Source organism: Allobosea sp. R86505, assembly GCF_042466375.1.
GTDB lineage: Bacteria > Pseudomonadota > Alphaproteobacteria > Rhizobiales > Beijerinckiaceae > Allobosea.
This window is the reverse complement of record NZ_JAXHPY010000001.1, coordinates 4,416,644-4,439,926: the sequence shown is the minus strand read 5'-3', so window position 1 is coordinate 4,439,926 and position 23,283 is coordinate 4,416,644. Positions and strand designations below refer to the sequence as shown.

Annotated in this window: 22 protein-coding genes; 14 read left to right on the top strand and 8 right to left on the bottom strand. The window is 67.9% G+C overall.

Annotation, left to right across the window (positions count from 1 at the left end; translation table 11 throughout):
• Positions 1-22: 22 nt before the first annotated feature.
• On the bottom strand, positions 23-1,576 hold the full coding sequence (locus SJY11_RS21445; protein WP_376988760.1) for an acetolactate synthase large subunit: 1,554 nt from the start codon (positions 1,574-1,576) through the stop codon (positions 23-25).
• A 247-nt stretch (positions 1,577-1,823) separates the two neighbouring features.
• Between SJY11_RS21445 and SJY11_RS21440 the strand changes: the two genes are divergently transcribed.
• The 7 genes from SJY11_RS21440 (at position 1,824) to SJY11_RS21410 (ending at position 8,649) form a co-directional block, all read left to right on the top strand.
• The gene (locus SJY11_RS21440; RefSeq protein WP_376988758.1) at positions 1,824-2,786 is read left to right on the top strand and encodes an ABC transporter substrate-binding protein; all 963 of its coding nucleotides are present in this window, start codon (positions 1,824-1,826) and stop codon (positions 2,784-2,786) included.
• Between the two features lie 149 nt (positions 2,787-2,935).
• Positions 2,936-3,709: an ABC transporter permease gene (locus SJY11_RS21435; RefSeq protein WP_326908124.1), complete on the top strand. Its 774-nt coding sequence runs from the start codon at positions 2,936-2,938 to the stop codon at positions 3,707-3,709.
• A 12-nt stretch (positions 3,710-3,721) separates the two neighbouring features.
• The gene (locus tag SJY11_RS21430) at positions 3,722-4,501 is read left to right on the top strand and encodes an ABC transporter ATP-binding protein (protein WP_376988756.1); all 780 of its coding nucleotides are present in this window, start codon (positions 3,722-3,724) and stop codon (positions 4,499-4,501) included.
• 145 nt (positions 4,502-4,646) lie between these two features.
• On the top strand, positions 4,647-5,450 hold the full coding sequence (locus tag SJY11_RS21425) for a FadR/GntR family transcriptional regulator (RefSeq protein ID WP_376988755.1): 804 nt from the start codon (positions 4,647-4,649) through the stop codon (positions 5,448-5,450).
• 76 nt (positions 5,451-5,526) lie between these two features.
• Complete coding sequence (locus SJY11_RS21420) at positions 5,527-6,498, top strand: sialic acid TRAP transporter substrate-binding protein SiaP (protein ID WP_376989387.1); 972 nt, start codon at positions 5,527-5,529, stop codon at positions 6,496-6,498.
• A gap of 157 nt (positions 6,499-6,655) precedes the next feature.
• Positions 6,656-7,234: a TRAP transporter small permease gene (locus tag SJY11_RS21415; RefSeq protein ID WP_376988754.1), complete on the top strand. Its 579-nt coding sequence runs from the start codon at positions 6,656-6,658 to the stop codon at positions 7,232-7,234.
• Positions 7,235-7,242: 8 nt separating this feature from the next.
• The gene (locus tag SJY11_RS21410) at positions 7,243-8,649 is read left to right on the top strand and encodes a TRAP transporter large permease (RefSeq protein ID WP_376988752.1); all 1,407 of its coding nucleotides are present in this window, start codon (positions 7,243-7,245) and stop codon (positions 8,647-8,649) included.
• Positions 8,650-8,680: 31 nt separating this feature from the next.
• Here SJY11_RS21410 and SJY11_RS21405 read toward each other — a convergent pair whose 3' ends face one another.
• Positions 8,681-9,820 carry a citrate synthase family protein gene (locus SJY11_RS21405; protein ID WP_376988751.1) on the bottom strand — a complete coding sequence of 380 codons (1,140 nt, stop codon included), beginning with the start codon at positions 9,818-9,820 and terminating at the stop codon, positions 8,681-8,683.
• An 86-nt stretch (positions 9,821-9,906) separates the two neighbouring features.
• Between SJY11_RS21405 and SJY11_RS21400 the strand changes: the two genes are divergently transcribed.
• Entirely contained in the window at positions 9,907-10,983 is a 1,077-nt protein-coding gene (locus tag SJY11_RS21400) for a citrate synthase/methylcitrate synthase (RefSeq protein ID WP_376988750.1), read from the top strand.
• Between the two features lie 104 nt (positions 10,984-11,087).
• Here SJY11_RS21400 and SJY11_RS21395 read toward each other — a convergent pair whose 3' ends face one another.
• From SJY11_RS21395 to hutI, 5 genes are all read right to left on the bottom strand, one after another.
• Complete coding sequence (locus SJY11_RS21395) at positions 11,088-11,654, bottom strand: HutD/Ves family protein (protein ID WP_376988749.1); 567 nt, start codon at positions 11,652-11,654, stop codon at positions 11,088-11,090.
• A gap of 154 nt (positions 11,655-11,808) precedes the next feature.
• The gene (gene hutU / locus SJY11_RS21390; RefSeq protein ID WP_376988748.1) at positions 11,809-13,476 is read right to left on the bottom strand and encodes a urocanate hydratase; all 1,668 of its coding nucleotides are present in this window, start codon (positions 13,474-13,476) and stop codon (positions 11,809-11,811) included.
• Positions 13,473-14,279 carry an N-formylglutamate deformylase gene (hutG, locus tag SJY11_RS21385; RefSeq protein WP_376988747.1) on the bottom strand — a complete coding sequence of 269 codons (807 nt, stop codon included), beginning with the start codon at positions 14,277-14,279 and terminating at the stop codon, positions 13,473-13,475. Before hutG ends, hutU begins: the two co-directional genes overlap by 4 nt.
• Before the next feature lie 163 nt (positions 14,280-14,442).
• Positions 14,443-15,978 (bottom strand): histidine ammonia-lyase, encoded by a 1,536-nt coding sequence (gene hutH, locus SJY11_RS21380; RefSeq protein ID WP_376988746.1) that lies wholly within the window; start codon positions 15,976-15,978, stop codon positions 14,443-14,445.
• The gene (hutI, locus tag SJY11_RS21375; RefSeq protein WP_376988745.1) at positions 15,975-17,207 is read right to left on the bottom strand and encodes an imidazolonepropionase; all 1,233 of its coding nucleotides are present in this window, start codon (positions 17,205-17,207) and stop codon (positions 15,975-15,977) included. The genes hutH and hutI overlap by 4 nt, the downstream gene beginning before the upstream one ends.
• 104 nt (positions 17,208-17,311) lie before the next feature.
• Here hutI and SJY11_RS21370 point away from each other — a divergent pair, with 104 nt between their 5' ends.
• Entirely contained in the window at positions 17,312-18,679 is a 1,368-nt protein-coding gene (locus SJY11_RS21370) for a formimidoylglutamate deiminase (RefSeq protein WP_376988744.1), read from the top strand.
• Positions 18,676-19,434 carry a histidine utilization repressor gene (gene hutC / locus SJY11_RS21365; protein ID WP_376988743.1) on the top strand — a complete coding sequence of 253 codons (759 nt, stop codon included), beginning with the start codon at positions 18,676-18,678 and terminating at the stop codon, positions 19,432-19,434. The genes SJY11_RS21370 and hutC overlap by 4 nt, the downstream gene beginning before the upstream one ends.
• A gap of 74 nt (positions 19,435-19,508) precedes the next feature.
• Here hutC and SJY11_RS21360 read toward each other — a convergent pair whose 3' ends face one another.
• Complete coding sequence (locus SJY11_RS21360) at positions 19,509-19,772, bottom strand: glycine zipper domain-containing protein (protein WP_326908101.1); 264 nt, start codon at positions 19,770-19,772, stop codon at positions 19,509-19,511.
• A 293-nt stretch (positions 19,773-20,065) separates the two neighbouring features.
• On the opposite strand from SJY11_RS21360, the gene SJY11_RS21355 reads away from it, so the two are divergent.
• The 4 genes from SJY11_RS21355 to SJY11_RS21340 all read left to right on the top strand — a co-directional run bounded on the left by SJY11_RS21355 (position 20,066) and on the right by SJY11_RS21340 (position 23,278).
• A complete protein-coding gene (locus tag SJY11_RS21355) occupies positions 20,066-20,458 on the top strand; it encodes a PRC-barrel domain-containing protein (protein ID WP_376988742.1) in 393 nt (130 codons plus the stop codon).
• A gap of 209 nt (positions 20,459-20,667) precedes the next feature.
• The gene (locus tag SJY11_RS21350; RefSeq protein ID WP_376988741.1) at positions 20,668-21,561 is read left to right on the top strand and encodes a transglutaminase-like domain-containing protein; all 894 of its coding nucleotides are present in this window, start codon (positions 20,668-20,670) and stop codon (positions 21,559-21,561) included.
• A 61-nt stretch (positions 21,562-21,622) separates the two neighbouring features.
• Positions 21,623-22,537, top strand: a complete 915-nt coding sequence (locus SJY11_RS21345) for a diacylglycerol/lipid kinase family protein (protein ID WP_376988740.1) — start codon at positions 21,623-21,625, stop codon at positions 22,535-22,537.
• Positions 22,538-22,600: 63 nt separating this feature from the next.
• Entirely contained in the window at positions 22,601-23,278 is a 678-nt protein-coding gene (locus tag SJY11_RS21340; protein WP_376988739.1) for a phosphatase PAP2 family protein, read from the top strand.
• Positions 23,279-23,283 lie beyond the last annotated feature (5 nt).

Here is a 23,283-nt window from a genome sequence, read left to right as displayed (position 1 = left end):
TTGGTCTTCAGCCTTCAGTGTCTCAGATCACCGCCTCGATCAGGAACGGGCCCTTCCGGCCGAGCGCGCCCTTGAACAGCTTGGTGAACTCTTCGGCTGTGGTCGCCCGCGCCGCTTCCACGCCCATGCCGCGCGCCATGGCGACCCAGTCCAGCGCCGGCTCGTCGAGGTTGAGCATCAGCGTGGCGTTGCGGCCGAAATCATTGACGCCGACGGCGCGCATCTCGCCATGCAGGATCGCATAGGTCCGGTTGGCGAAGATCACGGTGACGATGTCGAGGTTCTCGCGCGCCTGCGTCCACAGGCCTTGGACCGTGTACATGCCGGACCCGTCGGCCTGCATGCCGATGACCTTGCGATCGGGGCAGGCCACCGCCGCGCCGACGCACATCGGGATGCCTTCGCCGATCGCGCCTCCGGTCAGCTGCAGATAATCGTGCTGCGGTGCGTTGTGGCACTGCTGGTAGAAGACGCGCCCCGACGAGACCGACTCGTCGCAGATGATCGCGTTCTCGGGCAGCAGGCGCGCCACGATGGTGCAGACCTTGTCGGCGTCGAGGTCGCCCGTGGGCAGCGCCGTCTCGGACTGCGCCTTGGCGATGAAGGCGGGCTCGACCTTGGTGGCGCCCGTTTCTTCCGCGAGCGCATCGAGCGCGCCGACGAGGTCGTCGCCCATCTTGCCCAGTGTTGTGACGATGCAGCCGTCATGGATGAGGCGGCCGGGCTTTCCGGGATAGGCGAAGAAGCCGACCGGAATCTGGGCGCCGACCAGCACCAGCAGGTCGACGTCCTTCAACTGCTCCAGCGCCATGTCGACGGGGTAGAACACCTTGGGGATCGCGACGCGCCCGGCGCCACGCTCGATCCGCCCGTTCGACATCTGCCCATACATTTTGCAGCCGGTGGCCGCGCAGATGCGCGCTGCCGTCTCCAGCGCCCCGGCGCGCAGAGACGCGCCCGTCATCATCAGTGCGGCGCGCGAGCCATGCTGCCGCAGCGCCGCGGCGACCTCGCGGATGGTCTCGGCCTCGACCGTCCGGAACGCCGGTACGGGCGTCGCCTTGACCTCGGCCGGCTCGACCGAGCCCCAGGCGCAGTCGCCGGGCAGGATCACGGTGGCGACGCCCGGCAGCGACATCGCCGCCGCATAGGCCTGGCCGATCGCCGGCCCGACATCCTCGGGTGTCGCGATCCGGTGCACGTAATGCGACATCGGCCGCGCCAGGCTCTCGATGTCGCTGGTCAGCGGCGCATCGTTGACGAGGTGATAGGTCGCGTGGTCGCCGACGACGTTGAGCATCGGCGTCCAGGCGCGCCGCGCGTTGTGCATGTTCGCGAGCGCGTTGGCCATGCCCGGCCCGCAATGCAGCAGCGTCGCCGCCGGCTTGTCGGCCATGCGGGCATAGCCGTCGGCCGCGCCCGTGACCACGCCCTCGAACAGGCCCAGCACGCAGCGCATCTCCGGCTTGCGGTCGAGCGCCGCGACGAAATGCATCTCGGATGTGCCGGGATTGGCGAAACAGACATCCACGCCGTTGACGAGCAGCGTGTCGCAGAGGCGGTCGGCACCGTTCATTCGGATCATTCCTGGCGGGAGAGAGGCGGGGCGTTGAAAGGGCGCTCAGGGGAATGGATGTTCCCGTTCCTGTCAAACGAGAGAATGTCATCGCTGTCCCCAGCCGCGGTGATCGACGGCTTGACGGATTTGCATATGCATTTAACCTCCGCTGGAACGAAGGTTGCATCCGGCCGCGCCATACGCTGCGATGGGCTCCGGCCCTCGGGCAGCGGGTTGGACATCACAACAGGGGAAGGGTTTCGTCATGACGGGTTTGAAGCGGTGGGGAACGGCGGCAGGTCTCGGTCTCGCGGCGGCGCTGGTCGCCGGCGGCGCGCAGGCGCAGACCAAGGTCAATATCGGCATTTCGGGCTGGACCGGATTCGCGCCGCTGACGCTGGCCAAGGAGGCCGGCATCTTCGCCAAGAACGGCCTCGACGTCACGATCAAGAAGATCCCGCAGAAGGACCGCCACCTCGCCATCGCCTCGGGCGACATCCAGTGCGCGGCCACGACGGTCGAGACCTGGATCGTCTGGGACGCCGCGGGTGTGAAGACCAAGCAGATCTTCCAGCTCGACAAGAGCTACGGAGCCGACGGCATGGTGACGCGCAACGCCACCGCTTCGATCAAGGATCTCAAGGGCAAGACGGTCGCCGCCTCGGCGCCCGGCACCTCGCCCTATTTCGCGCTCGCCTGGTTCCTCAAGGAAAACGGCATGTCGATGAAGGACGTGACCGTGGTCAACATGGAACCCGGGCCCGCCGCGCAGGCCTTCATCGCCGGCCAGAACGACGCCGCCATGACCTATGAGCCCTATCTCTCGGCCGTGCGCGGCAAGCCCGAGGCCGGCAAGATCATCGCCACCACGCTCGATTATCCGATGGTGATGGATACCTTCGGCTGCACCCCGGCCTTCCTTGCCGCCAATGACGCGGCCGCCGCGGCTCTGACGAAGAGCTATTTCGAGGCGCTCGACATGATCGCCAAGGAGAAGGACAAGGCCTTCGGCATCATGGGCGCCGATGTGAAGCAGTCCGGCGAGCAGTTCGGCAAGTCGGCCGCCTTCCTCAAATGGTCGGACGCGGCCGGCAACAAGGCCTTCTTCTCGGGCGAATGGCAGGCCTTCTCGGCCAAGGCCGCCGACCTGCTGCTCGAGATCGGCCTGATCAAGTCCAAGCCCGACCTGGCCAGCCTCGTCGAGACGAAATACGTCGCCGGCAAGTGAGCTGACTTTTCTGAAACCCTCCGCCGTCATCCCGGACGCAGCGAAGCGGAGCCCGGGATCCATCGTAAGGCGCGACACGGCCCTATGATGGATCCCGGATCTGCGCTGCTGCGCAGCTTGTCCGGGATGACGGCGCGGATCTGACAACGATGAAACCCCTCCAGCCCGTCTCCGCGCCATCGCGCATCGCCTATGGCGTTGCCTTCTTCGCGCTGTTCGTCGCGCTGTGGTCGGTCGCGACCTTCGGCGGCTATGTCCAGAAGCTGTTCCTGGCCGACCCGATCACGATGGTCCAGGAGGGCTACAACCTTCTCTTCCTGTATGGATTCGCCTTCGACATCGGCATGACGATCTGGCGCGTCGTCGGCGGCTTCGTGCTGGCGGCTCTCGTCGCCCTGCCGCTCGGCATCGCCATGGGCGCCTACAAGCCGGTCGAGGCCTTCCTCGAGCCTTTCGTCTCCTTCGCCCGCTATCTTCCGGCTTCGGCCTTCATTCCTCTCCTGATCCTCTGGGCCGGCATCGGCGAGGCGCAGAAGCTGCTCGTCATCTTTATCGGCTCGGTCTTCCAACTCATCCTGATGATCGCGGTCGCAGTCGGCTCGATCCGGCGCGATCTCGTCGATGCCGCCTATACGCTGGGCGCCACCGACACCTCGGTGGTGCGGCGGGTGCTCCTGCCCAACGCGGCGCCCGAGATCGCCGAGATCTTCCGCCTCGTCCTGGGCTGGGCCTGGACCTATGTCATCGTCGCCGAGCTGATCGGTTCGTCCTCCGGCATCGGCCACATGATCACCGACAGCCAAGCGCTGCTGAACACCGGCCAGATCATCTTCGGCATCATCGTGATCGGGCTGATCGGCCTGGTGTCGGACTTCCTTTTCAAGGCGGTCAACCAGCGCCTGTTTCCGTGGGCGCAAAGGTAGTCGGTCGCGAAGATGAGCAAGCTCCTCGTCGAGAATGTCGGGAAGATCTTCCCGCCCCAGCGCGGCGGCCAGCCGACGCGTGCCCTGATGCCGACCTCGCTGAGCGTCGGCGACAACGACTTCATCGCCATTCTCGGTCCCTCCGGCTGCGGCAAGTCCACCTTGCTGCGCATTATCGGGGGGCTGGAGACGGCGAGTGAGGGCCGCATCATGCTCGACGGCGCGGCGGTGACCGGCCCGGGCGCCGACCGCGGCTTCGTCTTCCAGAGCTACACGCTCTTCCCCTGGCTGACGGTCGTCCAGAACATCGCCTTCGGCCTGCGCGAGAAGGGAATCTCCGAGCGCGAGCGTCTCGACATCGCCCGCGGCTGGGCCGAGCGGGTCGGGCTTTCGAGCTTCGTCGATCATTTTCCCAAGCAGCTCTCCGGCGGCATGCAGCAGCGCACCGCCATCGCCCGCGCGCTCGCCAACGATCCCAAGATCCTGCTGCTCGACGAACCTTTCGGAGCCCTCGACAACCAGACGCGCGCGCTGATGCAGGAGATGCTGCTCGGCATCTGGGAGCGCGAGCGCAAGACCGTGCTCTTCGTCACCCACGACATCGAGGAGGCGATCTTCGTCGGCTCGCGCGTCGTGGTGATGAGCGCCAGGCCCGGCCGCATCAAGGCCGACATCGTGGTGGATCTGCCGCATCCGCGGCCCTACACCATCAAGACGAGCCCTGAATTCGTGGCGCTGAAGGAACGCCTCGTCGAGGAAATCCGCTCCGAGGTGATGGCGGCCGAGCATTGAGCGGGTCGCGGCCCGCCGCCGCGACCCGCGCGGCTCATTGACACGCCCCCGTGATGATGCTTGTTTCAATTCCAATTGGTCTGACCACATGGCCAAAGAGAGCTTCCCGCCAGAGGAAGCCTGGGATGGAAACCGGGAGCAGACAGTGCCGCTCGAAACTGTCGAGTCGCCACGCCTTTATCGCCAGATCGCCGACCAGCTGCGCCATCTCATCGATCGGCGCGAGTATCCGGTGGGCGGCCGGCTGCCGCCGGAGCGCGAACTGGCGGAGAAGCTGGGCGTGTCCCGTCCCTCGGTGCGAGAAGCCCTGATCGCGCTCGAGGTCGAAGGGCGGGTCCGGATCCGCATGGGATCGGGCGTCTACGTCATCGACAGACCCGCCGGTCTTCCGGCTCTGGCCCCATTGGCTGACGAGGCGCCGGAGGGGCCTTTCGAGGTTCTCAAGGCCCGCGAGCTGATCGAGAGCGCCGTCTGCGCCGAGGCAGGCTCACAGGCCGGTCCCCGCGAGGTCGCCGGTCTCGACGAGATTCTCGCGCAGATGGAGAATTCCGAACTCACGGGCGACGACTTGGTTGCGCTCGATCGGGCCTTCCATGTCGCGATAGCCTCGATCCTCGGCAACGCCGTGCTGGCGCGCTTCGTCGGCCTGCTCTTCGACCAGCGCATCAACCCCTATTTCCGGCAGCTCGCGAGCTATTTCGAGAACGCCGACTCCTGGCGCGAGGCCGTGGCGGAGCATCGCGAGATCCGCGACGCCATTGCCGAAGGGCGCGGGGAGGCGGCGCAGGCGGCGATGCGGCGGCATCTGCAGCGCTCGCAGGAGCGGTTCTCGCAGAGCTTCGGCGAAGGCCCCGCTCCGGCGGGGACGGCGCGGCGGGAAAGCGTGCAGGCCAGCACGCGGCAAGGCGGGCGTGAGAGCGTCGTGACCCGCCTCGTCAGGAAGAACTGACGCTCGAAGACGACGACAACAAGAAGACTTTTACGACCAAGGCAACGAGAGCGATCCCACGGGAGGGACCAACATGATGAAGACCTATCTGACGATGGCGGCGGTTGCCGCGAGCCTGATCGCCGTCGGCGCGCCGGCGCAGGCACAGACCAAGCTGAAATGGGCCCATGTCTACGAGACCTCGGAGCCCTTCCACACCGAGTCGGTCTGGGCGGCGGACGAGTTCAAGAAGCGCACCAATGGCCGCTACGAGATCACCGTCTATCCGGCCTCGCAGCTCGGCAAGGAGACCGACATCAACCAGGGCCTCACCCTGGGCACGGTCGACATCATCATCTCGGGCTCGAGCTTCGCCGCGCGCTCCTTCGCGCCGATCGGGGTGACCTACTACCCCTTCACCTTCCGCAGCCCCGAGCATCTGCTCGCTTACACCAAGAGCGATGTCTTCAAGGACATGGCCAAGGGCTACCAGGACAAGACCGGGCACCAGATCGTCTCGGTCACCTATTACGGCACGCGCCACACCACCTCGAACAAGGCGATCAAGAGCTGCGCCGACATGAAGGGGCTCAAGATCCGCGTGCCCGACGTGCCGGCCTATCTCGCCATGCCGCGCGCCTGCGGCGCCAACACGGCGCCGATCGCTTTCGCCGAGGTCTATCTCGCGCTGCAGAACGGCACGGTCGAGGCTCAGGAGAACCCGCTGACCACCATCGAGGCGAAGAAGTTCTACGAGGTGCAGAAGCACATCGTGCTGACCGGCCACATCGTCGACCATCTCAACACGGTCGCCGCCAAGCAGCTCTGGGACAAGCTCTCGCCCGAGGATCGCAAGATCTTCACCGAGGTCGCGCAGGAGGCCTCCGCCCGCGCCACCAAGCAGATCCAGGCCTCCGAGGCCAAGCTCGTCCAGTTCTTCAAGGACAAGGGTCTGACCGTGACCGAGGTCGACAAGGCCGAGTTCCTCGCCAACGTCCAGAAGAACGTCACCTTCGAGCAGTTCGGCTACCGCAAGGCCGACTGGGAGCGCATCCAGGCGATCAAGTAACTCGCCTCCAGCCTCCTCGTGATGGCGTTTTCGTCATTGCGAGGAGGCGCAGCCGACGAAGCAATCCAGAGTTGCTGAGCCAGCCCCCTGGATTGCTTCGCTGCGCTCGCAATGACGATGGCCCCCTCGGCCGAGTTCCTCACGACTGGACCAGCCTATGACCACAGCCCCCGAAATCCATACGCCCGTGACCGGTGAGGAACTCGCCCACGTCTTCGACGAGGCGCCGCCGCCGGCCGATCTCTCGGTCTATGGTGTGGAGGACTGGGTCACGATGGCCGCCTTCTGGGTCATGGTCGGCTGCGTCATCCTGCAGTTCTTCACCCGCTACGTCCTGAACAACTCCTTCGCCTGGACCGAGGAGATCGCCATCAACGCGCTGGTGGTCGTCGTCTTCCTGGGTGCCTCGCTCTGCGTGCGGGCCTCCCGGCACATCCAGGTGGATTTCCTCTACCGCTACATGTCGGCGCGTGCAGGCCGCTTCATGGCGACCTTCGTCGATGCTGTCCGCATCGGCTTCTTCGCCTACGCGACCTGGCTGATGTACAAATACGCCTCGCTGATCCCCGACGAGATGATGACGACGGTCGACCTGCCGAAGTCGATCATCTTCAACACCGTCGTCCTCGCCTTCGCGCTGATGACGCTGCGGGCGCTTCATGTCGCCTGGCAGAACATGCGCCGCGGCTATTCCGTGCTGGAAAAGCCGGAAGCCTTCGACGGCTCGGAGGCCTGAGAACCACCATGCTGATCCTGCTCGGTTCCTTTCTCGGCTTGATGATCCTCGGCGTGCCCGTGGCGATCGCCATGGCCGTCGCTTCGCTCGCCTTCATCATCATCTCGGGCACCGTGCCCGACGTCATCCTGGCGCAGCGCATGATCGCGGGCGTCGAGAGCTTCCCGCTGCTCGCCGTGCCCTTCTTCATCCTGGCCGGCAATCTCATGAACATCGCCGGCGTGACCGGGCGCATCTATGCCTTCGCCGTCGCGCTGGTGGGCTGGATGCGCGGTGGGCTCGCGCAGGTGAATATCATCGGCTCGGTGATCTTCTCGGGCATGTCGGGCACCGCGATCGCCGATGCCGCGGGCATCGGCACGATCGAGATCAAGGCGATGAAGGACCATGGCTACCCGACCGAGGTGGCCGTCGGCGTCACGGCGGCCTCCGCCACGCTCGGGCCGATCATTCCGCCCTCCCTGCCCTTCGTCATCTACGGCATGATGTCGAACACCTCGATCGGCGCGCTCTTCCTCGCCGGCGTGGTGCCCGGCGTGATGATGACGCTGTTCATGATGGTGACGGTCGCGATCTTCGCCCGCATCTATAAATGGGGCTCGGACGCCACCTTCTCGCTGCGCGAGATCGGAAGCGCCGGCATCGAGGTCGCCGTCGTGCTCGGCTTCCCGTTGTTGGCCTATGGCCTGCTCTGGGCGGGCCTGCCGGACAACATGGCGATCGGCATCGCGCTCGCCGTGCTGCTCGGCCTCGACTACTATTTCGACTTCTCGGCCGTGATGGCGCTGATGACGCCGGTCATCCTGATCGGCGGCATGACCATGGGCTGGTTCACGCCGACCGAGGCCGCCGCGGCCGCCGTGATCTGGTCGCTCTTCCTCGGCCTCGTCCGCTATCGCTCGATGACCCTGCGCAGCCTGACGAAGGCGACCTTCGATACGATCGAGACCACGGCCTCCGTGCTCTTCATCGTCACGGCGGCGTCAATCTTCGCCTGGCTTTTGACGGTCTCCAACACGGCCCAGATCCTGTCGGACCTGATCCTCAGCCTGACCCAGAACAAATGGGTCTTCCTCGTCCTGGTCAATCTGCTGCTGCTGTTCATCGGCTGCTTCCTCGACACCATCGCCGCCATCACCATCGTGGTGCCGATCCTGCTGCCGATCGCGCTCAAGCTCGGCGTCGACCCGATCCATTTCGGGCTGATCATGGTGCTGAACCTGATGATCGGGCTGCTGCACCCGCCGCTCGGCATGGTGCTGTTCGTGCTCTCGCGTGTCGCCAAGCTCTCGGTCGAGCGCACCACCATGGCGATCCTGCCCTGGCTGGTCCCGCTCTTCGCCGCGCTGATCGCGATCACCTTCATCCCGGAGCTGACGCTCTGGCTGCCGCGGCAGATGGGGATGGTGCGATAGCGGACGCCGCTCCGAGAGCCCGGGGCCTGGGTCAGCCAGGAGCCGGGCCGCTATAGCGCGCACGGGGGCGGATCAGCCGCCCCGTCTCGTTCTGCTCGAGGGCATGCGCCAGCCAGCCCGTGGCGCGGGCCGCGGCGAAGATCTGGAAGGGCGCGTCCTCCCCGAGGCCGAGATGGGCGGCGAGCGCTGTTAGGGCGAAGTCGATGTTCGGCTCGGCTCCCGTCAGACGCGTGATGACGGTCCTTGCTTCCGCATAGGCGCCCGGGACCTCGAAGCCCGCCAGCAGCGAGCCCGCGCGCGGATCGCCGTCGGGATAGAGCGGGTGCCCGAAACCCGGCACGCTGGCTCCGGCGGCCAGTCTTTCGGAGACGGTGGCCGCGACGCCGCCCGCCTGGGCCTCCCGCATCAGCCCGACTACGCGGCGCGCCATGCCGCCATGCAGCGGGCCGGAGAGAGCCGACAATCCGGCCGTGACGCAGGCCGCCAGCGAGGCTCCGGTCGAGGCGGTGACGCGGACCGCGAAGGTCGAGGCGTTGAGCTCGTGATCGGCCAGCAGGACGAGCGCCCGCCGGATCAGGTCCGCGCCTTCGTCGCCCTGGCCCCAGGCCGCCGCCAGCCGCACATGGATCGGACCCTCGCCCGGCCCGCCGGCGATGGCGTCGACCAGCGTATCGAGAACGGCAGCGGCTTCGAGGTAGAGCGCTTTCTTGGTCCGGCCCGCCATCGCGGTGTCGCTGGCAGCGCGGGACGCGGTCGCCGTGAACATGCGGGTCAGCGGTGCGCCGGCCGGCACAGGCCGCGTCAGTGTGGGAAAGCGCTGAGCCCCGCAGTCCCAGAGGAGACGCGCCACGTCCTCCAGCCGCGCCGTCTCGGCCAACAGGCCGGCATCCTGTCCGCGATACCAGAGCCTGCCACCGGCGATCGTGGTGATGCTCGATGTCAGGACCGGCTCGCCCCAGGCGATGGCGTCCTCGGCGATGGCCGCACGGCGCCGTCCTCGCATCTTGCGCTGTTCGAGGCGTGCCACGTCCTGCGCGCGGTAGAGCTTGCGGCGCGAGTCGCCACCCTCCTGACGGGTCTCGATCAGGCCGCGGCTGACATAGGCGTAGAGCGTCTGCGGCTTGAGCTTGAGCCGTGCCATCGCCTCTGACGCTGTCAGCCAATCGCTCATCGAAATAGATTGATTATATTGTTCAAGATTGATCGTACTGCCCGATCCGCTGATCCTCAAGGCCTTGCTCTGAAGGAGTCCAGCCCATGTCCGATGGCCTTGAAGACGTCGTCGCCGCCCACACCACCCTGTCCGACGTCGATGGCGGCGCTGGTCGCCTGGTGATCCGCGGCCGCAGCCTCGACGATCTGGCCGGGCGCATGGCCTTCGAGGAGATGGTCACCCTTATGCTTGGTGGGCTGTTGCCCGGTCTGCCCAGTGGAACCGCGCTGAGCGCCGCCCTCGGGGCGGCTCGCACAGCACTCTTCCCGATCGTGCTGCGCATGCCGCTTCCGGCAAACCTTTCGCCCGTCGAGGCCCTGCGCGCCTGGACCGCCCTGATCCCCGATGGCGAGGATGCCGGCACGGCGCTGACGCTGCTGGCCGCACCCGCCGTGTTCACCGCCGCCGCGGTCAGGCGGGCCCGCGGTCTCGAACCGATCGCTCCGAACGCGGGCCTGTCTCAGGCGGCCGATACGCTGCGCATGCTGCGCGGAGACCGGCCGAGCGCTGCCGAGGCGGCGGCGCTCGATGCCTATCTCGTCACGGTGGCCGATCACGGCCTCAACGCCTCGACCTTCGCGGCCCGGGTCGTCGCCTCCACGCGCGCAGGGCTCGTCTCGGCCGAACTCGCCGGCATCAGCGCGTTGAAAGGCCCGCTCCATGGCGGCGCACCGGGACCGGTGATCGACATGCTCGACGCGATCGGCGAGCCGGGCGACGCGCGCGCCTGGCTCGAGGCGGCGCTCGACCGGGGCGAGCGGCTGATGGGCTTCGGCCACCGCGTCTACCGCGTGCGCGACCCGCGAGCCGATGCGCTGAAGGCGGCGCTCCGGCGGCTTGGTGCCGATTCCAAAAGGCTTGCCCTCGCCGAGGCGGTGGAGCAGGCGGCGCTCGCCATCCTGCGCGAGCGCAAACCGAACCGGCCCCTCGACACCAATGTCGAGTTCTACACGGCGCTGCTGCTCGAGGCGCTGGGCTTCCCGCCCGAGGCCTTCACCTGCGTCTTCGCCATGGGTCGCACGATCGGCTGGCTCGCCCATGCGCAGGAGCAGATCGCCGGCGGCAGGCTGATCCGCCCGCAATCGGTCTATGTCGGGCCGAGGCCGATGCAGGCGGCGTGAGACGACCCGTCAAGGCGAGGAGCGCAGCGACGAAGCATCTGGGGGACACCGAGCGCAGCCGCCTCTGGATTGCTTCGCTGCGCTCGGAATGACGGCGCGCGCGATCAGCGCTGGGGTGCCAGCCGGATCACATAGAGCGCGTGCCCACCATCATCGGAGAGACAGGTCATCTCGGCCTGCCCTCGGATGAGGGCGCTGTCGCCCAAGGAGAGCGTCCCCTTGTCAATGCTCCAGCCGCCTTCGGGGGCGACCAGCAGCAGGACGGCCTCGCCCGCGATGCGGTGTTCGCCCGGGCCGGTGATCCGCTCGACGCTGTGCGTCCAGGCGCCGCGCCGGCTCATCACATTGAGATCGATGATCGGCCCGTCGATCAGGAGGCCATCGACAGCCCGGTCGGCGGCGAAGGCGAAGGGCGGGGAGGTGTGGTCGAGCGCCACCGTCTCGCCATCGCCGAAGGCCAGCCGAATGCCGGCCCCGGTCAGAACGCATAGCGTCCGGTCGAGTCCCGGGAAGGCGGAGAACGGCCCGTCCGCTCCGACCTGCGCCATCGAGACCCGCCACTCGAAATCGCTCAGGGAAGCTCCCTCGGGAGAAACCACGATCTCGGTCGTGATCCCCTGGCCGTTCTTCCACGGCATGGTCCGGCAATCGGTGGCGCGGATGATGCGCATGGGTTTCCTGTTGTCATTCTGGGGCTCCGCGCAGCGGAGAACCCGGAAACCACGACTGGGTTACATCACTGACACGGGCAAAACATACCCCCGCCGGCTCACCCGGTCGTGGGTTCCGGGATCGCCCTTCGGGCGCCCCGGAATGACGATCGGCTCACCCCAGAATCCCCGGCAGCCTCAGCCCCTTCTCCTTCGCGCACTCCACCGCGATCTCGTAGCCCGCATCGGCATGGCGCATCACGCCCGTGGCCGGGTCGTTCCAGAGCACGCGCTCCAGCCGCTTGGCCGCTTCCGGCGTGCCGTCGGCGACGATGACCACGCCCGAATGCTGGGAATAGCCCATGCCGACGCCGCCGCCATGATGCAGCGAGACCCAGGTCGCGCCGCCGGCCGTGTTGAGCAGGGCGTTGAGCAGCGGCCAGTCGGAGACCGCGTCCGAGCCGTCCTTCATCGCCTCGGTCTCGCGATTGGGCGAGGCGACGGAGCCTGAATCGAGATGGTCGCGGCCGATCACGACCGGCGCCTTCAGCTCGCCCTTGGCCACCATCTCGTTGAAGGCGAGGCCGAGCCGATGCCGGTCGCCCAGCCCCACCCAGCAGATGCGCGCGGGCAGGCCCTGGAACTGGATGCGCTCGCGCGCCATGTCGAGCCAGTTGTGCAGATGCGCGTCGTCGGGCATCAGCTCCTTCACCTTGGCGTCGGTCTTGTAGATATCCTCGGGATCGCCCGAGAGGGCCGCCCAGCGGAACGGGCCGATGCCCCGGCAGAACAGCGGGCGGATATAGGCGGGCACGAAGCCCGGGAAATCGAAGGCGTTCTCGACGCCCATGTCCTTCGCCATCTGGCGGATGTTGTTGCCGTAGTCGAGCGTCGGCACGCCCATGCGCTGGAAGTCGAGCATCGCCTTGACGTGCTCGGCCATGGAGCGCTTGGCGGCCTGGATAGTCCCTGCCGGGTCGCGCTCCTTGCGCTCCTCCCACTCTGCAATCGTCCAGCCGGCCGGCAGATAGCCGTTGAGCGGGTCATGCGCCGAGGTCTGGTCGGTGACGACGTCGGGGCGGATGCCGCGGCGGACCATGTCGGGGAAGATCTTGGCGGCATTGCCGAGCACGCCGACCGAGACCGCCTTGCCCTTCGCATGCGCCGCCTCGACGATTCTGAGCGCCTCGTCGATGCTGTCGGCCTTTTCGTCGAGATAGCGCGTGCGCAGGCGGAACTCGATCGATGAGGGCTTGCACTCGACGGCGATCATCGAGGCGCCCGCCATGGTCGCGGCCAGCGGCTGGGCCCCGCCCATGCCACCGAGCCCGCCGGTGAGGATCCACTTGCCCTTGAGCGAGCCGCCGTAATGCTGCCGGCCGACCTCGACGAAGGTCTCGTAGGTGCCCTGAACGATGCCCTGCGTGCCGATATAGATCCAGGAGCCGGCCGTCATCTGGCCGTACATCATCAGCCCGAGCTTATCGAGATGGTGGAAATGCTCCCAGTTCGCATAGGCCGGGACGAGGTTGGAGTTCGCGATCAGCACCCGCGGCGCGTCAGTGTGCGTCCTGAAGATCCCGACCGGCTTGCCGGACTGGACGAGCAGCGTCTCGTCGGCCTCCAGAGAGCGCAGCGAGGCGCAGATCCGGTCGAAATCCTCCCAGGTCCGGGCGGCGCGGCCGATGCCGCCATAGACCACGAGCTCGCCGGGCTTCTCGGCGACGTCGGGGTCGAGGTTGTTCATCAGCATGCGCAGCGGCGCTTCGGTCAGCCAGCTCTTGGCGGAGAGCTCCGTGCCGTGGGGGCTGCGGATGACGCGGCTGTTGTCGATGCGGGTCATGAACGGCTCCGTTCGTGCTGGGCCGCGGCGTCGAGCGTGGCGGCGATGATGGCGGAGAGGGCGGATTGCAGCGGCGCGGCGATCGCGGCATCGAAGGTCCAGGGCGGCGCCTCGGTCGCGAGATAAGCTGAGAGCGCCTTCTCCATCTGGAGCGCATGAACGTGCGCGTCGGGCCGGCCGTAATGCCGGGTGATCCAGCCGCCCTTGAAGCGGCCGTTGACGACATGGGTGAGCGGCTGCGCGGCCATCGCCGCCGCTGCGGCGGCTTCCACGGCGGGCGCGCAGCTCTCTCCCGAATTCGTGCCGAGATTGAGCGTCGGCAGCGTGCCGGGAAACAGCCGGGGGATCACCGACTTGATCGAGTGGCAGTCCCACAGCACGACATAGCCATGGGCGGCCTTCACCCGGTCGATCTCGGCCGCGAGCGCGTCGTGATAGGGCCGGAAATAGGCGGCGCGACGCCGTTCGATCTCGGCCGCATCGGGCGGCGTGATCCAGATGGGCGCGCCGTCGAAGGTCGTCGTCGGCACGAGTTCGGTCGTCGCCTGCCCCGGATAAAGCGAGACGCCGGACGGATCGCGGTTCAGGTCGATGACATAGCGCGAGAGCTGCGCCTCGACGATCGTCGGCTGGAAACGCTCCGCGAAGGCATAGACCTCGCGCATGTGCCAGTCGGTGTCCTCGACCAGCCGCCCGCGCTCGTTCAGCGTGGAATGAACCTCCGGCGGCAGCCCGGTGCCGGGATGCGGCATGGAGAGGATGAGCGGGGAGGGGCCCCGGGTGACGGTGACGATCGAGGTCATGCGTTCAAAGCTCCGTCATGCTCGACCCGCTCCCTTCCCCCCTGTGGGGAAGGGTTGGGGATGGGGGTGGTGCAGCTTGGCGATCGCTCACCGAGCGGCCCGACCCCCACCCCTGCCCCTCCCCACAAGGGGGAGGGGTTCCCCGCGCTCGTCACTGAGAAGCTCACGCCCCGAACTCCGCAAACCCATCCAGCCCCGCCGCCCGGCCCACAGCCCCCGACAGAACCAGTTCCGTCGCTGCCGCGAGATCGGGCGCGAGGTAGCGATCCTCCGTCAGCGGCGCGATCTGGCCGCGCAGCAGCGCCAGCACCGGCTCCAGCCGCGGGCTCGTCGTCATCGGGCGATGATGCTCGATCGCCTCCGCCGCCGCCATCAGCTCGACGCCGATGATGCTCGCGGCATTCGCCGCCATGTCCAGCAGGCGATAGGCGCCATGCGTCGCCATCGAGACATGGTCTTCCTGGTTGGCCGAGGTCGGGATGGTGTCGACCGAGGCCGGATAGGCCTTCTGCTTGTTCTCGGAGGCGAGCGCGGCGGCCGTCACCTGCGCGATCATGAAGCCGGAGTTGAGCCCCGCATCGCGCGCCAGGAAGGGCGGCAGGCCGCTCATCACGGGGTCGACCAGGAGCGCGATCCGCCGCTCCGAGAGATTGCCGATCTCGCACAGTCCCATCGCCAGCATGTCGGCGGCAAAGGCCACCGGCTCGGCATGGAAGTTCCCGCCCGAGACGACCTCGCCCGGCCCCAGCACCAGCGGGTTGTCGGTGACGGCATTGGCCTCGATCGCGAGTGTCGCCGCGGCATTGGCGAGCAGGTCGCGCACCGCGCCCATGACCTGCGGCTGGCAGCGCAGCGAATAGGGGTCCTGCACCTTGCTGTCGCCGAAGCGGTGGCTGTCGCGGATCTGGCTGCCGGCGATCAGCTCGAGCAGCAGCGCCGCGACGCGGATCTGGCCGGGCTGGCCGCGCAGTGCCTGGATGCGCGGGTCGAACGGCGTGTCGGAGCCCTTCAGCGCATCGACCGAGAGCGCGCCGGCGACCAGCGCGGCATCGAACACTCGCGCCATGGCAGTGAGGCCGCTGAGCGCCAGTGCGGTCGAGACCTGCGTGCCGTTGATCAGCGCCAGCCCCTCCTTGGGGCCGAGCGCCAGCGGCGCCTGGCCGATCCGCAGGAGCGCGTCCGCAGCCGGCATCACCTCGCCCTTAAGCCTGATCTCGCCGACGCCCATCAGCGCGGCGGTGAGATGGGCGAGCGGCGCCAGGTCGCCGGAGGCGCCGACAGAGCCCTTGGCCGGCACCATCGGCAGGGCGTCGGCGCGCATAGCGCCGAGCAGCGCCTCGACCACCACCGGCCGCACGCCGGATGCCCCGCGCGCCAGGCTCGCCGCCTTCATCGCGAGGATCAGCCGCACCACGCCATCGGGCAGTGCAGGCCCGGTGCCGACCGCGTGCGACAGGATCAGATTGCGCTGCAGGGTGGCGAGGTCGCCATCCGCGATCCGCACGCTGGCGAGCTTCCCGAAGCCTGTGTTGACGCCATAGGTCACGGTGCCCGCCGCGACGATGTCGTCGACGATGGCCTGGGCGGCACGGATCGCGCCCGCACTCGCCGCCGAAAGCGTGATCGACGCACCGTCGATCACGTCGCGCCAGTGAGTTAGGGCGGCATGGCCGGGGTCGAGGAGAAGGGGCGTGCTCATTGTCCGTTCCAGATCCGGGCGTGAAGCGGGTTGAAGCCGATGCGGTAGGCGAGTTCGGCCGGGCGCTCGATGTCCCAGATCGCCAGGTCGCAGGCCTTGCCCGCCTCCAGCGTTCCGATCTCGGCCTGAAGACCGAGCGCCTGGGCGGCATGGCGGGTCAGCCCCGCCAGCGCCTCCTCCGGCGTCAGCCGGAACAGCGTGCAGGCCATGTTCATCACGAGCAGCGGCGAGGTCAGGGGCGAAGAGCCGGGATTGGCGTCGGTCGCCAGCGCGATCGCCACGCCATGTCGGCGCAGCAACTCGATCGGCGGCTTCTGCGTCTCGCGCAGGAAGTAGAAGGCGCCGGGCAGCACGACCGCGACCGTGCCGGCCTTCGCCATGGCGATGACGCCGGCCTCGTCGAGATATTCGAGATGATCCGCCGAGAGCGCGCCCATCTCGGCCGCCAGCGCCGCGCCACCGAGATTAGACAGCTGCTCGGCGTGGATCTTGATCGCCAGCCCCTTGGCCTTCGCCGCCTCGAACACGGCCCGCGTTTCGTCGGGCGAGAAGGCGATGCCCTCGCAGAAGACATCGACCGCGTCCGCCAGCCCCTCAGCCGCGATGGCACCCAGAATCGGTCCGGCGACGAGGGCGGTGTAGTCCCCCGAGCGACCCTTGAATTCGGGTGGCACGGCATGGGCGCCGAGAAAGGTCGTGCGCACCCGCACCGGCCGCTCGCGCCCGATCCGGCGCGCGACGCGCAGCGTCTTCACCTCGGCTTTAAGTTCCAATCCATAACCGGACTTGATCTCGACGGTGGTGACGCCCTCCGACAGCAGCGCGGAGAGCCGCCGGTCGGCGCTGGCGAACAGCGCGTCCTCGCTCGCCGCGCGCGTCGCGGTCACCGTGGAGAGGATGCCGCCGCCGGCGCGCGCGATCTCCTCATAGCTCGCGCCCTGCAGGCGCAGCTCGAATTCATGGGCGCGGTCGCCGCCATAGACGAGATGGGTGTGGCAATCGATCAGGCCCGGCGTGATCCAGCGCCCGCCGCAGTCGATCGTCTCGGTGGCCGCGAAGGCCGGCGCCTCGCTGCGCGGCCCGGCATAGAGAATGCGGCCGTCGCGGGCCGCGACGACGCCATCCTCGACGGCGCCATAGGGAGCCGCCACCGAGGCCGACATCGTCGCCAGCCGCGCCTGTGTCCAGAGCCTGTCGCAGGTCGGGGTCTCAGCCGACATCGTCGCCATGCCGCATCCTCTCGACTATCCTCGAATGGTGAGTATGCTAGCTAATTGCATATGCAAATGACAAGCCCTTAATTGCCTATGCAATTGGACGCTGGAGAGACGCCGTGACCCTGACCCTGCATCTGCAGCAGGCCCTGCTGCCGGACGGTTTTGCCGAGAATGTGCGCCTGACCCATTCGGGGGGAACGATTACGGCGGTCGAGCCGGGCGTCGCGGCGCAATCAGGCGACACCAGGCTCTCCGGGCTGGCTCTGCCCGGCATGCCGAACCTCCACAGCCACGCCTTCCAGCGCGGCATGGCCGGCCTATCGGAGCGCCGGGGCGCGAGCGAGGATTCGTTCTGGACCTGGCGCGAGGTGATGTACCGTTTCCTCGACCGTCTCGATCCCGACGACGTCCAGGCACTCGCCGCCCAGGCCTTCGTCGAGATGCTGGAAGGCGGCTTCACGGCGCTGGCCGAGTTCCACTATCTCCATCACGACAGGGACGGTCGCCCCTATGCCGACATCGCCGCGATGGGGGCCGCCATCGCCGCCGCCGCGGACGAGACCGGGCTCGGCCTGACGCTGCTGCCGGTGCTTTACCGCTTCGGCAATTTCGGCCAGGCGCCCTCGGTCCACGGCCAGCGCCGCTTCGTCAACGACCGCGACTCCTATCTCAGGCTGATCGAGGCGAGCGAGGCCGCGATCCGCCCTCTGCCCGACGCCCGCCTCGGCCTCGCGCCGCATTCGCTGCGCGCGGTCGCGCTGGAGGATCTGGACTGGCTCGCGGGCCTGCGCCGAGGCACGCCCCTGCACATCCATGTCGCCGAGCAGATGCGCGAGGTCGAGGATTCGATCGCGATCACGGGGCGCCGGCCCGTCGCCCTGCTGGCGGACACGATCGCGCTCGACGCGCGCTGGTGCCTGATCCACGCCACCCATCTCGACGCTGCCGAGCGCGATGCGATCGCCGCCAGCGGCGCCGTCGCAGGTCTCTGCCCCATCACCGAGGCGAGCCTCGGCGACGGCTTCTTCGATGGCGTTCGCTACCGGGCGTCGGGCGGGCGCTACGGCGTCGGCAGCGATTCCAACATCCAGATCGACGCTGGCTCCGAACTGCGCCTTCTCGAATACTCGCAGCGCCTGCGCGATCGCCGCCGCGCGTTGCTGGCAGAAGAGGATGCCTCGACCGGCGTCGCCCTGTGGCGCGCCGCCGCCGCCGGCGGGGCCCAGGCCTGCGGGCGGGCGCTGGGGGCCCTCGCGCCGGGGATGAGGGCCGATCTCGTAACGCTCGATCCAGACCATCCGGCCCTCATCGGCAAGATGGGTGAGGCGGCCCTCGACAGCGCGATCTTCGCCACCAACGCGCTGCCGGTGCGGGATGTCGTCGTCGGCGGCCGGCATCTCGTCGCGGAGGGGCAGCACCGCGCCCGCGTCGCGGTGAAGGCACGCTTCGGCGCCGTCATGCGCAAGCTTCTGGCGGCGCTGTGACGGCGGTGGCTCATGACCGGCTCGATGCGGTGAAGCTGGATGGCACCGGTCCGATCTATGATCAGATCCGCCGGTCGATCCGCGATCTCATCCTCGGCGGCACCTGGCCGCCCGGCACACCGGTCCCGCCCGAGCACGGGCTGATGGAACAGCTCGGCGCCTCCCGCATGACCGTCCACCGCGCGCTCGTGCAACTGGCGCGCGAGGGGCTGATCACCCGCCGGCGCCGCTCGGGCACCGTGGTGGCGAGCCCGCCGACAACTCATGCCATGCTCGACATCCTGTCGATCCCGGCGGAGGTGGAGCGGCTCGGGCAGCGCTATGCCTACGAGGTCCTGACGCGGCATGACGGGCGGCCCTCGCCAGAACTGGCGCTGCGCTTCGGGTTGAAGCGGGGCGAGAAGATCGTCCATCTCGTGACGCTGCACCGGGCCGACGACCGGCCTCATGTGTTGGAGGAGCGCATCATCCACCTCGCGACCGTGCCGACCGCGGCATTGGAGGATTTCGCGCGGACGCCACCGGGCGACTGGCTGCTGCAGCACAGCCTCTGGTCGCAAGCGGAACATGCGATCAGCGCGGTTCCGGCCGAGCCTGACGATGCTGCCCTGCTCGGCATCGCCGCCGGGGAAGCCTGCCTTCTGATCGAGCGGCGGACCTGGAACCAAGCCGCCCCCGTCACGGCGGTGCGGCTGCTCTACCCCGGGAACCGCCACCGTTTCGTCGGCCGCTTCGGACCTTATGGTGCTGTCTGACGCCGAGACGAAAAAACCCGGCCGACGCATCGCGCCAGCCGGGCTCGACGTCACCGCAACAGCGGCGGCGTTGCTCAGCAATCGTAGCGGAAGCGACGGCCGTATTCGTCGCGGCCGACGCAGGTGCGCCGCGGGCTCGTCGCGTTGCCGATAATCGCGCCACCGGCGCCGCCGATGGCGGCACCCGCCAGCGCGCCGCCGGCGCGGCCCGTTGCGAGGCCGCCGATCACGGCACCGGTGCCGGCACCGATCAGGGCGCCGCCCGCGGTGCGCTCTTCTCGGGCTGTACAGGCGCCCAGTGTGGCGGCCATCGCAGCGATGATCAGAATTTTCTTCATGGGTTGGTTTCCTCGGCGCTCTCGTTTGACAGCAAGGGCTACGCGTCTCTCAGACTATGACGCATGAAATGGCACGGCCATGGCCGACCGTCCCAGCCTAACGTCCGCCCGTCCCAAAGGTTCCTGCGCGTCGCTCGCGCCTCTATCCGGGGCATCTGCACGGCCAGGGTATCCGGGGCATCTGCGCGCGGGCAGGGTTTGGCCTCACGATAGCGTCGGAACCTTTCCGTCGGACGCTGCGTTGTCCCGGCAATCGGCAGCCGAGACGGCTGCTGCAGGCGGAGGAACTCTTCATGACCCTGAACGACACCGCTTCGGCGTCCATCGCCACGTCGTCAAACCCGCTGATTGCCGGCGCCCGGGTGGCCGGGACCGAGGTCTACAACACCGCAGGCGAGCATCTCGGCGAAATCTATGACGTCATGCTCGACAAGAAGACCGGCAAGGTCGCCTACGCGATCATGTCCTTCGGCGGTTTCCTGGGGCTGGGCGAGAAGTACCACCCCATCCCCTGGAGCGTGCTCGACTTCGACCCCGGGCGCGGTGGCTACGTGGTCCCCATGACCAAGGACAAGCTCGAGGCGGCCCCGATGTACGACAGTCAGGGCGAGCCCGATTGGGACGATCGCATCTATGGCAAGCGCGTCCACGATTATTACGGCACGATGCCCTACTGGATGATGTAGGCGACGCCCAGACGCAGGTCGCGGCGGTTGCTATCCCCCCAGCCGAACCGTCGTGGCGGCGGGATGCGGGCCGAAAGGCCCGCATCTTCCGTTTTATGAGAGTGCATGCTCGGGGGCCTCTGGCAGCCGGAGAGCACCCGCGAGCCGCCGGCCCCCGTGGCTGGCTGAATGGCGGCGCTGCCGCCCCTATGCGAACCCGTGAGAGCGCCATGCGCATCCGTTACGGCTACAACATCGAGATCCTGTGCGGTCCGGATCTGCCGCTCGTCACGTTGCTCGACGTCCATCCGTCCCGCAGGCACGATCTGGTCAAGCCGGACAGGATGGTCGTCACATCGCTCCTCGATCCCGACACGGTCGTTCCTTCCACCCAATACATCGACCAGTTCGGCAACATCTGCCGCAGGATCACGGCTCCGGCCGGTGGCATCGTCCTGCGTGCCGAAGGCATCGTGCAGGATTCCGGTAGCCTTGATCCGGTCGATCCCGCGGCAGCCGAGGTCGCGCCCTCGCGGCTGCCGGACGATGCCCTGGTCTACCTGATGGGCAGCCGCTACTGCGAGACCGACAAGCTTTCGGCGCAGGCCTGGAGCCTGTTCGGGCATATTCCGGGCGGCTGGCAGCGGGTGCAGGCGATCGTCGACTTCGTCCACAACCACCTGACGTTCGGCTATGATTTCGCGCGCAGCACCCGCACCGCCGCCGAGGCCTTCGAGGAACGCGTCGGCGTCTGCCGGGATTTCGCCCATCTCGCCGTGGCCCTGTGCCGCTGCATGAACATCCCGGCGCGTTACTGCAACGGCTATCTCGGCGATATCGGTGTGCCACGCGACCCTGCACCGATGGATTTCAACGCCTGGATCGAGGTTTATCTCGGCGGGCGCTGGTTCACCTTCGACGCGCGTCACAACATGCCGCGGATCGGGCGGGTCGTGATCGCGCGCGGCCGCGACGCGACGGATGTCGCGATGGTGAGTTCCTTCGGGCCGCATACGCTGCAGCGGTTCGAGGTCGTGACGGAAGAGATCGAGGAGGTCGCGAGCATGCCCGCGATGCGAACCACCCCGTTGCAGGGGCGGAGCCCGGCCACGGCCCATATTTGAACGACGCGCTGCGAAATTCCCGCTTCACGGAGCGCTGTCGCGCCCTTAAATCGACCGGATCATGCAGCACACCGTCGTCGTCAATGCCCGGGCCGGCACCGTTCTCGAGGCAGGGGCGGAGGCGTTCGAAGCCCGCATCGTCGCGGCCTTCGAGGCCGCCGGGTGCTCCGCGCAGGTGCGCATGGTCCATCCCCGCGAACTCGACGATGCGCTGGCGCTGGCGATCGAAGATGCCGGGACCGTCCCCGTGATCGCCGGGGGCGACGGCACGCTGAACGGGGTGCTTCCGCTCCTGATGCATGCCGGCCGGCCCGTCGGAGTCCTGCCTCTGGGAACGGTCAACGTTCTGGGCCGCGATCTCGGCTTGACCGGCACGCTGGAGGAGCAGATCGCCGCGCTCTGCAAGGGAGAGCCGGTGACGCTCGATGTCGGCAGCGTCAACGATCGCCTGTTTCACTCGCTGTCGGGCATGGGGTTCTTCAGCCTGATGGCTCGCGAGCGAGAAACTGCGCGGCGGCGTTTCCCGTTCAGTCGCGCCATCGCCTTTGTCGTCGCCGCCCTGCGCTCGATCCTGTTCACGCGTCCGATCACGGTCGCCGTCAATATCGGCGTCGGCGGCCAGGGTCGCGTTGTCGAGGCCGATGGGGTTTTGGTCACCGTCAATGGTTTCGAGGGCAGCGAATGGCGCCGCCCGCATCTCGATGGCGGTGTCTTCGAGGTCTATATCCTCAAAGCGGGGGGGCTCTATTCGCGCTGCAAGGCGGCGCTGTCGGTCGTCTCCGGCCAGTGGCGCACATCGCCTCACCTGACATCCTTCACCGGCGCCGAGGTGACCCTGACGCGTCGGGACAAGCGTCGGGGCCACATCACCTTCGACGGGGAGGTCGAGCGCAAGGCCGGCCCCCTGGTCTATCGGCTCCAGCCCGCCGCCATTCGCCTCATCGCGGCGCGCGACAGGCTCGGCCCAGCGGTCTGACCGTTGCGGCCGGGCGCGACCACCCCATCTGCTGTCGAATGTCCCAACGGAGGAAACGCCTTCTTGCTCCAGCCGCGAATCCTCATTCCCGTCGCCGCCGCCTTCGGCTTTCTGAGCCTGGCGCTGTTCATCGCATCGGGCCGCAGTTTCGCCTTCGACCGGAGCGTCGTCCTGTTCTTCCGCGAGACGGGCGATCCGTCGATGCCGATCGGTCCCGCCTGGCTGCGGGAGGCGGTGCGCGACGTCACCGCCTTCGGCAGCACCGTCGGGCTCGGACTGATGACGATCGCCGCGGGACTGACCCTGTGGCTCTGCCGCCATCGACATCTGGCGGTCGGTCTCGTCCTGACCGTGATCGGGGCGACGGCGGTTTCGACCGTGCTGAAGATCGTGATCGGACGGGACCGTCCCGACATCGTCGAACATGCGGCCCTGACCTTCACGGCCAGCTTCCCGAGCGGTCACGCCTTCCTCTCGGCCGTCACCTTGCTCAGCATCGCGGGCTTCGTCGGCCTCGCGGCGCGGCGCGACGACATCACCCGTCTGTGCCTCGTGCTCGCCTGGGGAATGATCGTGATGATCGGAATGAGCCGCATCTATCTCGGCGTCCACTGGCCGACCGACGTCATCGGCGGCTGGTGCCTCGGCATTGCCTGGTCGAGCCTGTCGGTCGCGCTGCTCGGTCGCAGCATGGCGAAGGCGGAGGGCCTGAATCCCGATTCCGTGCGCGCCTCCGGCTGAGAGCG

Excerpts from the sequence above, each read along its gene's own strand:
- SJY11_RS21430 (WP_376988756.1), top strand. The coding sequence starts at position 3,722 with ATGAGCAAGCTCCTCGTCGAGAATGTCGGGAAGATCTTCCCGCCCCAG.
- SJY11_RS21350 (WP_376988741.1), top strand. The coding sequence starts at position 20,668 with ATGCGCATCCGTTACGGCTACAACATCGAGATCCTGTGCGGTCCGGAT.
- SJY11_RS21405 (WP_376988751.1), bottom strand. The coding sequence starts at position 9,820 with ATGAGCGATTGGCTGACAGCGTCAGAGGCGATGGCACGGCTCAAGCTC.
- hutG (WP_376988747.1), bottom strand. The coding sequence starts at position 14,279 with ATGACCTCGATCGTCACCGTCACCCGGGGCCCCTCCCCGCTCATCCTC.
- SJY11_RS21400 (WP_376988750.1), top strand. The coding sequence starts at position 9,907 with ATGTCCGATGGCCTTGAAGACGTCGTCGCCGCCCACACCACCCTGTCC.
- SJY11_RS21345 (WP_376988740.1), top strand. The coding sequence starts at position 21,623 with ATGCAGCACACCGTCGTCGTCAATGCCCGGGCCGGCACCGTTCTCGAG.
- SJY11_RS21360 (WP_326908101.1), bottom strand. The coding sequence starts at position 19,772 with ATGAAGAAAATTCTGATCATCGCTGCGATGGCCGCCACACTGGGCGCC.
- SJY11_RS21395 (WP_376988749.1), bottom strand. The coding sequence starts at position 11,654 with ATGCGCATCATCCGCGCCACCGATTGCCGGACCATGCCGTGGAAGAAC.
- hutI (WP_376988745.1), bottom strand. The coding sequence starts at position 17,207 with ATGGCGACGATGTCGGCTGAGACCCCGACCTGCGACAGGCTCTGGACA.
- SJY11_RS21420 (WP_376989387.1), top strand. The coding sequence starts at position 5,527 with ATGAAGACCTATCTGACGATGGCGGCGGTTGCCGCGAGCCTGATCGCC.
- SJY11_RS21410 (WP_376988752.1), top strand. The coding sequence starts at position 7,243 with ATGCTGATCCTGCTCGGTTCCTTTCTCGGCTTGATGATCCTCGGCGTG.
- SJY11_RS21435 (WP_326908124.1), top strand. The coding sequence starts at position 2,936 with ATGAAACCCCTCCAGCCCGTCTCCGCGCCATCGCGCATCGCCTATGGC.
- SJY11_RS21415 (WP_376988754.1), top strand. The coding sequence starts at position 6,656 with ATGACCACAGCCCCCGAAATCCATACGCCCGTGACCGGTGAGGAACTC.
- SJY11_RS21445 (WP_376988760.1), bottom strand. The coding sequence starts at position 1,576 with ATGAACGGTGCCGACCGCCTCTGCGACACGCTGCTCGTCAACGGCGTG.
- SJY11_RS21440 (WP_376988758.1), top strand. The coding sequence starts at position 1,824 with ATGACGGGTTTGAAGCGGTGGGGAACGGCGGCAGGTCTCGGTCTCGCG.
- hutH (WP_376988746.1), bottom strand. The coding sequence starts at position 15,978 with ATGAGCACGCCCCTTCTCCTCGACCCCGGCCATGCCGCCCTAACTCAC.
- SJY11_RS21355 (WP_376988742.1), top strand. The coding sequence starts at position 20,066 with ATGACCCTGAACGACACCGCTTCGGCGTCCATCGCCACGTCGTCAAAC.
- hutU (WP_376988748.1), bottom strand. The coding sequence starts at position 13,476 with ATGACCCGCATCGACAACAGCCGCGTCATCCGCAGCCCCCACGGCACG.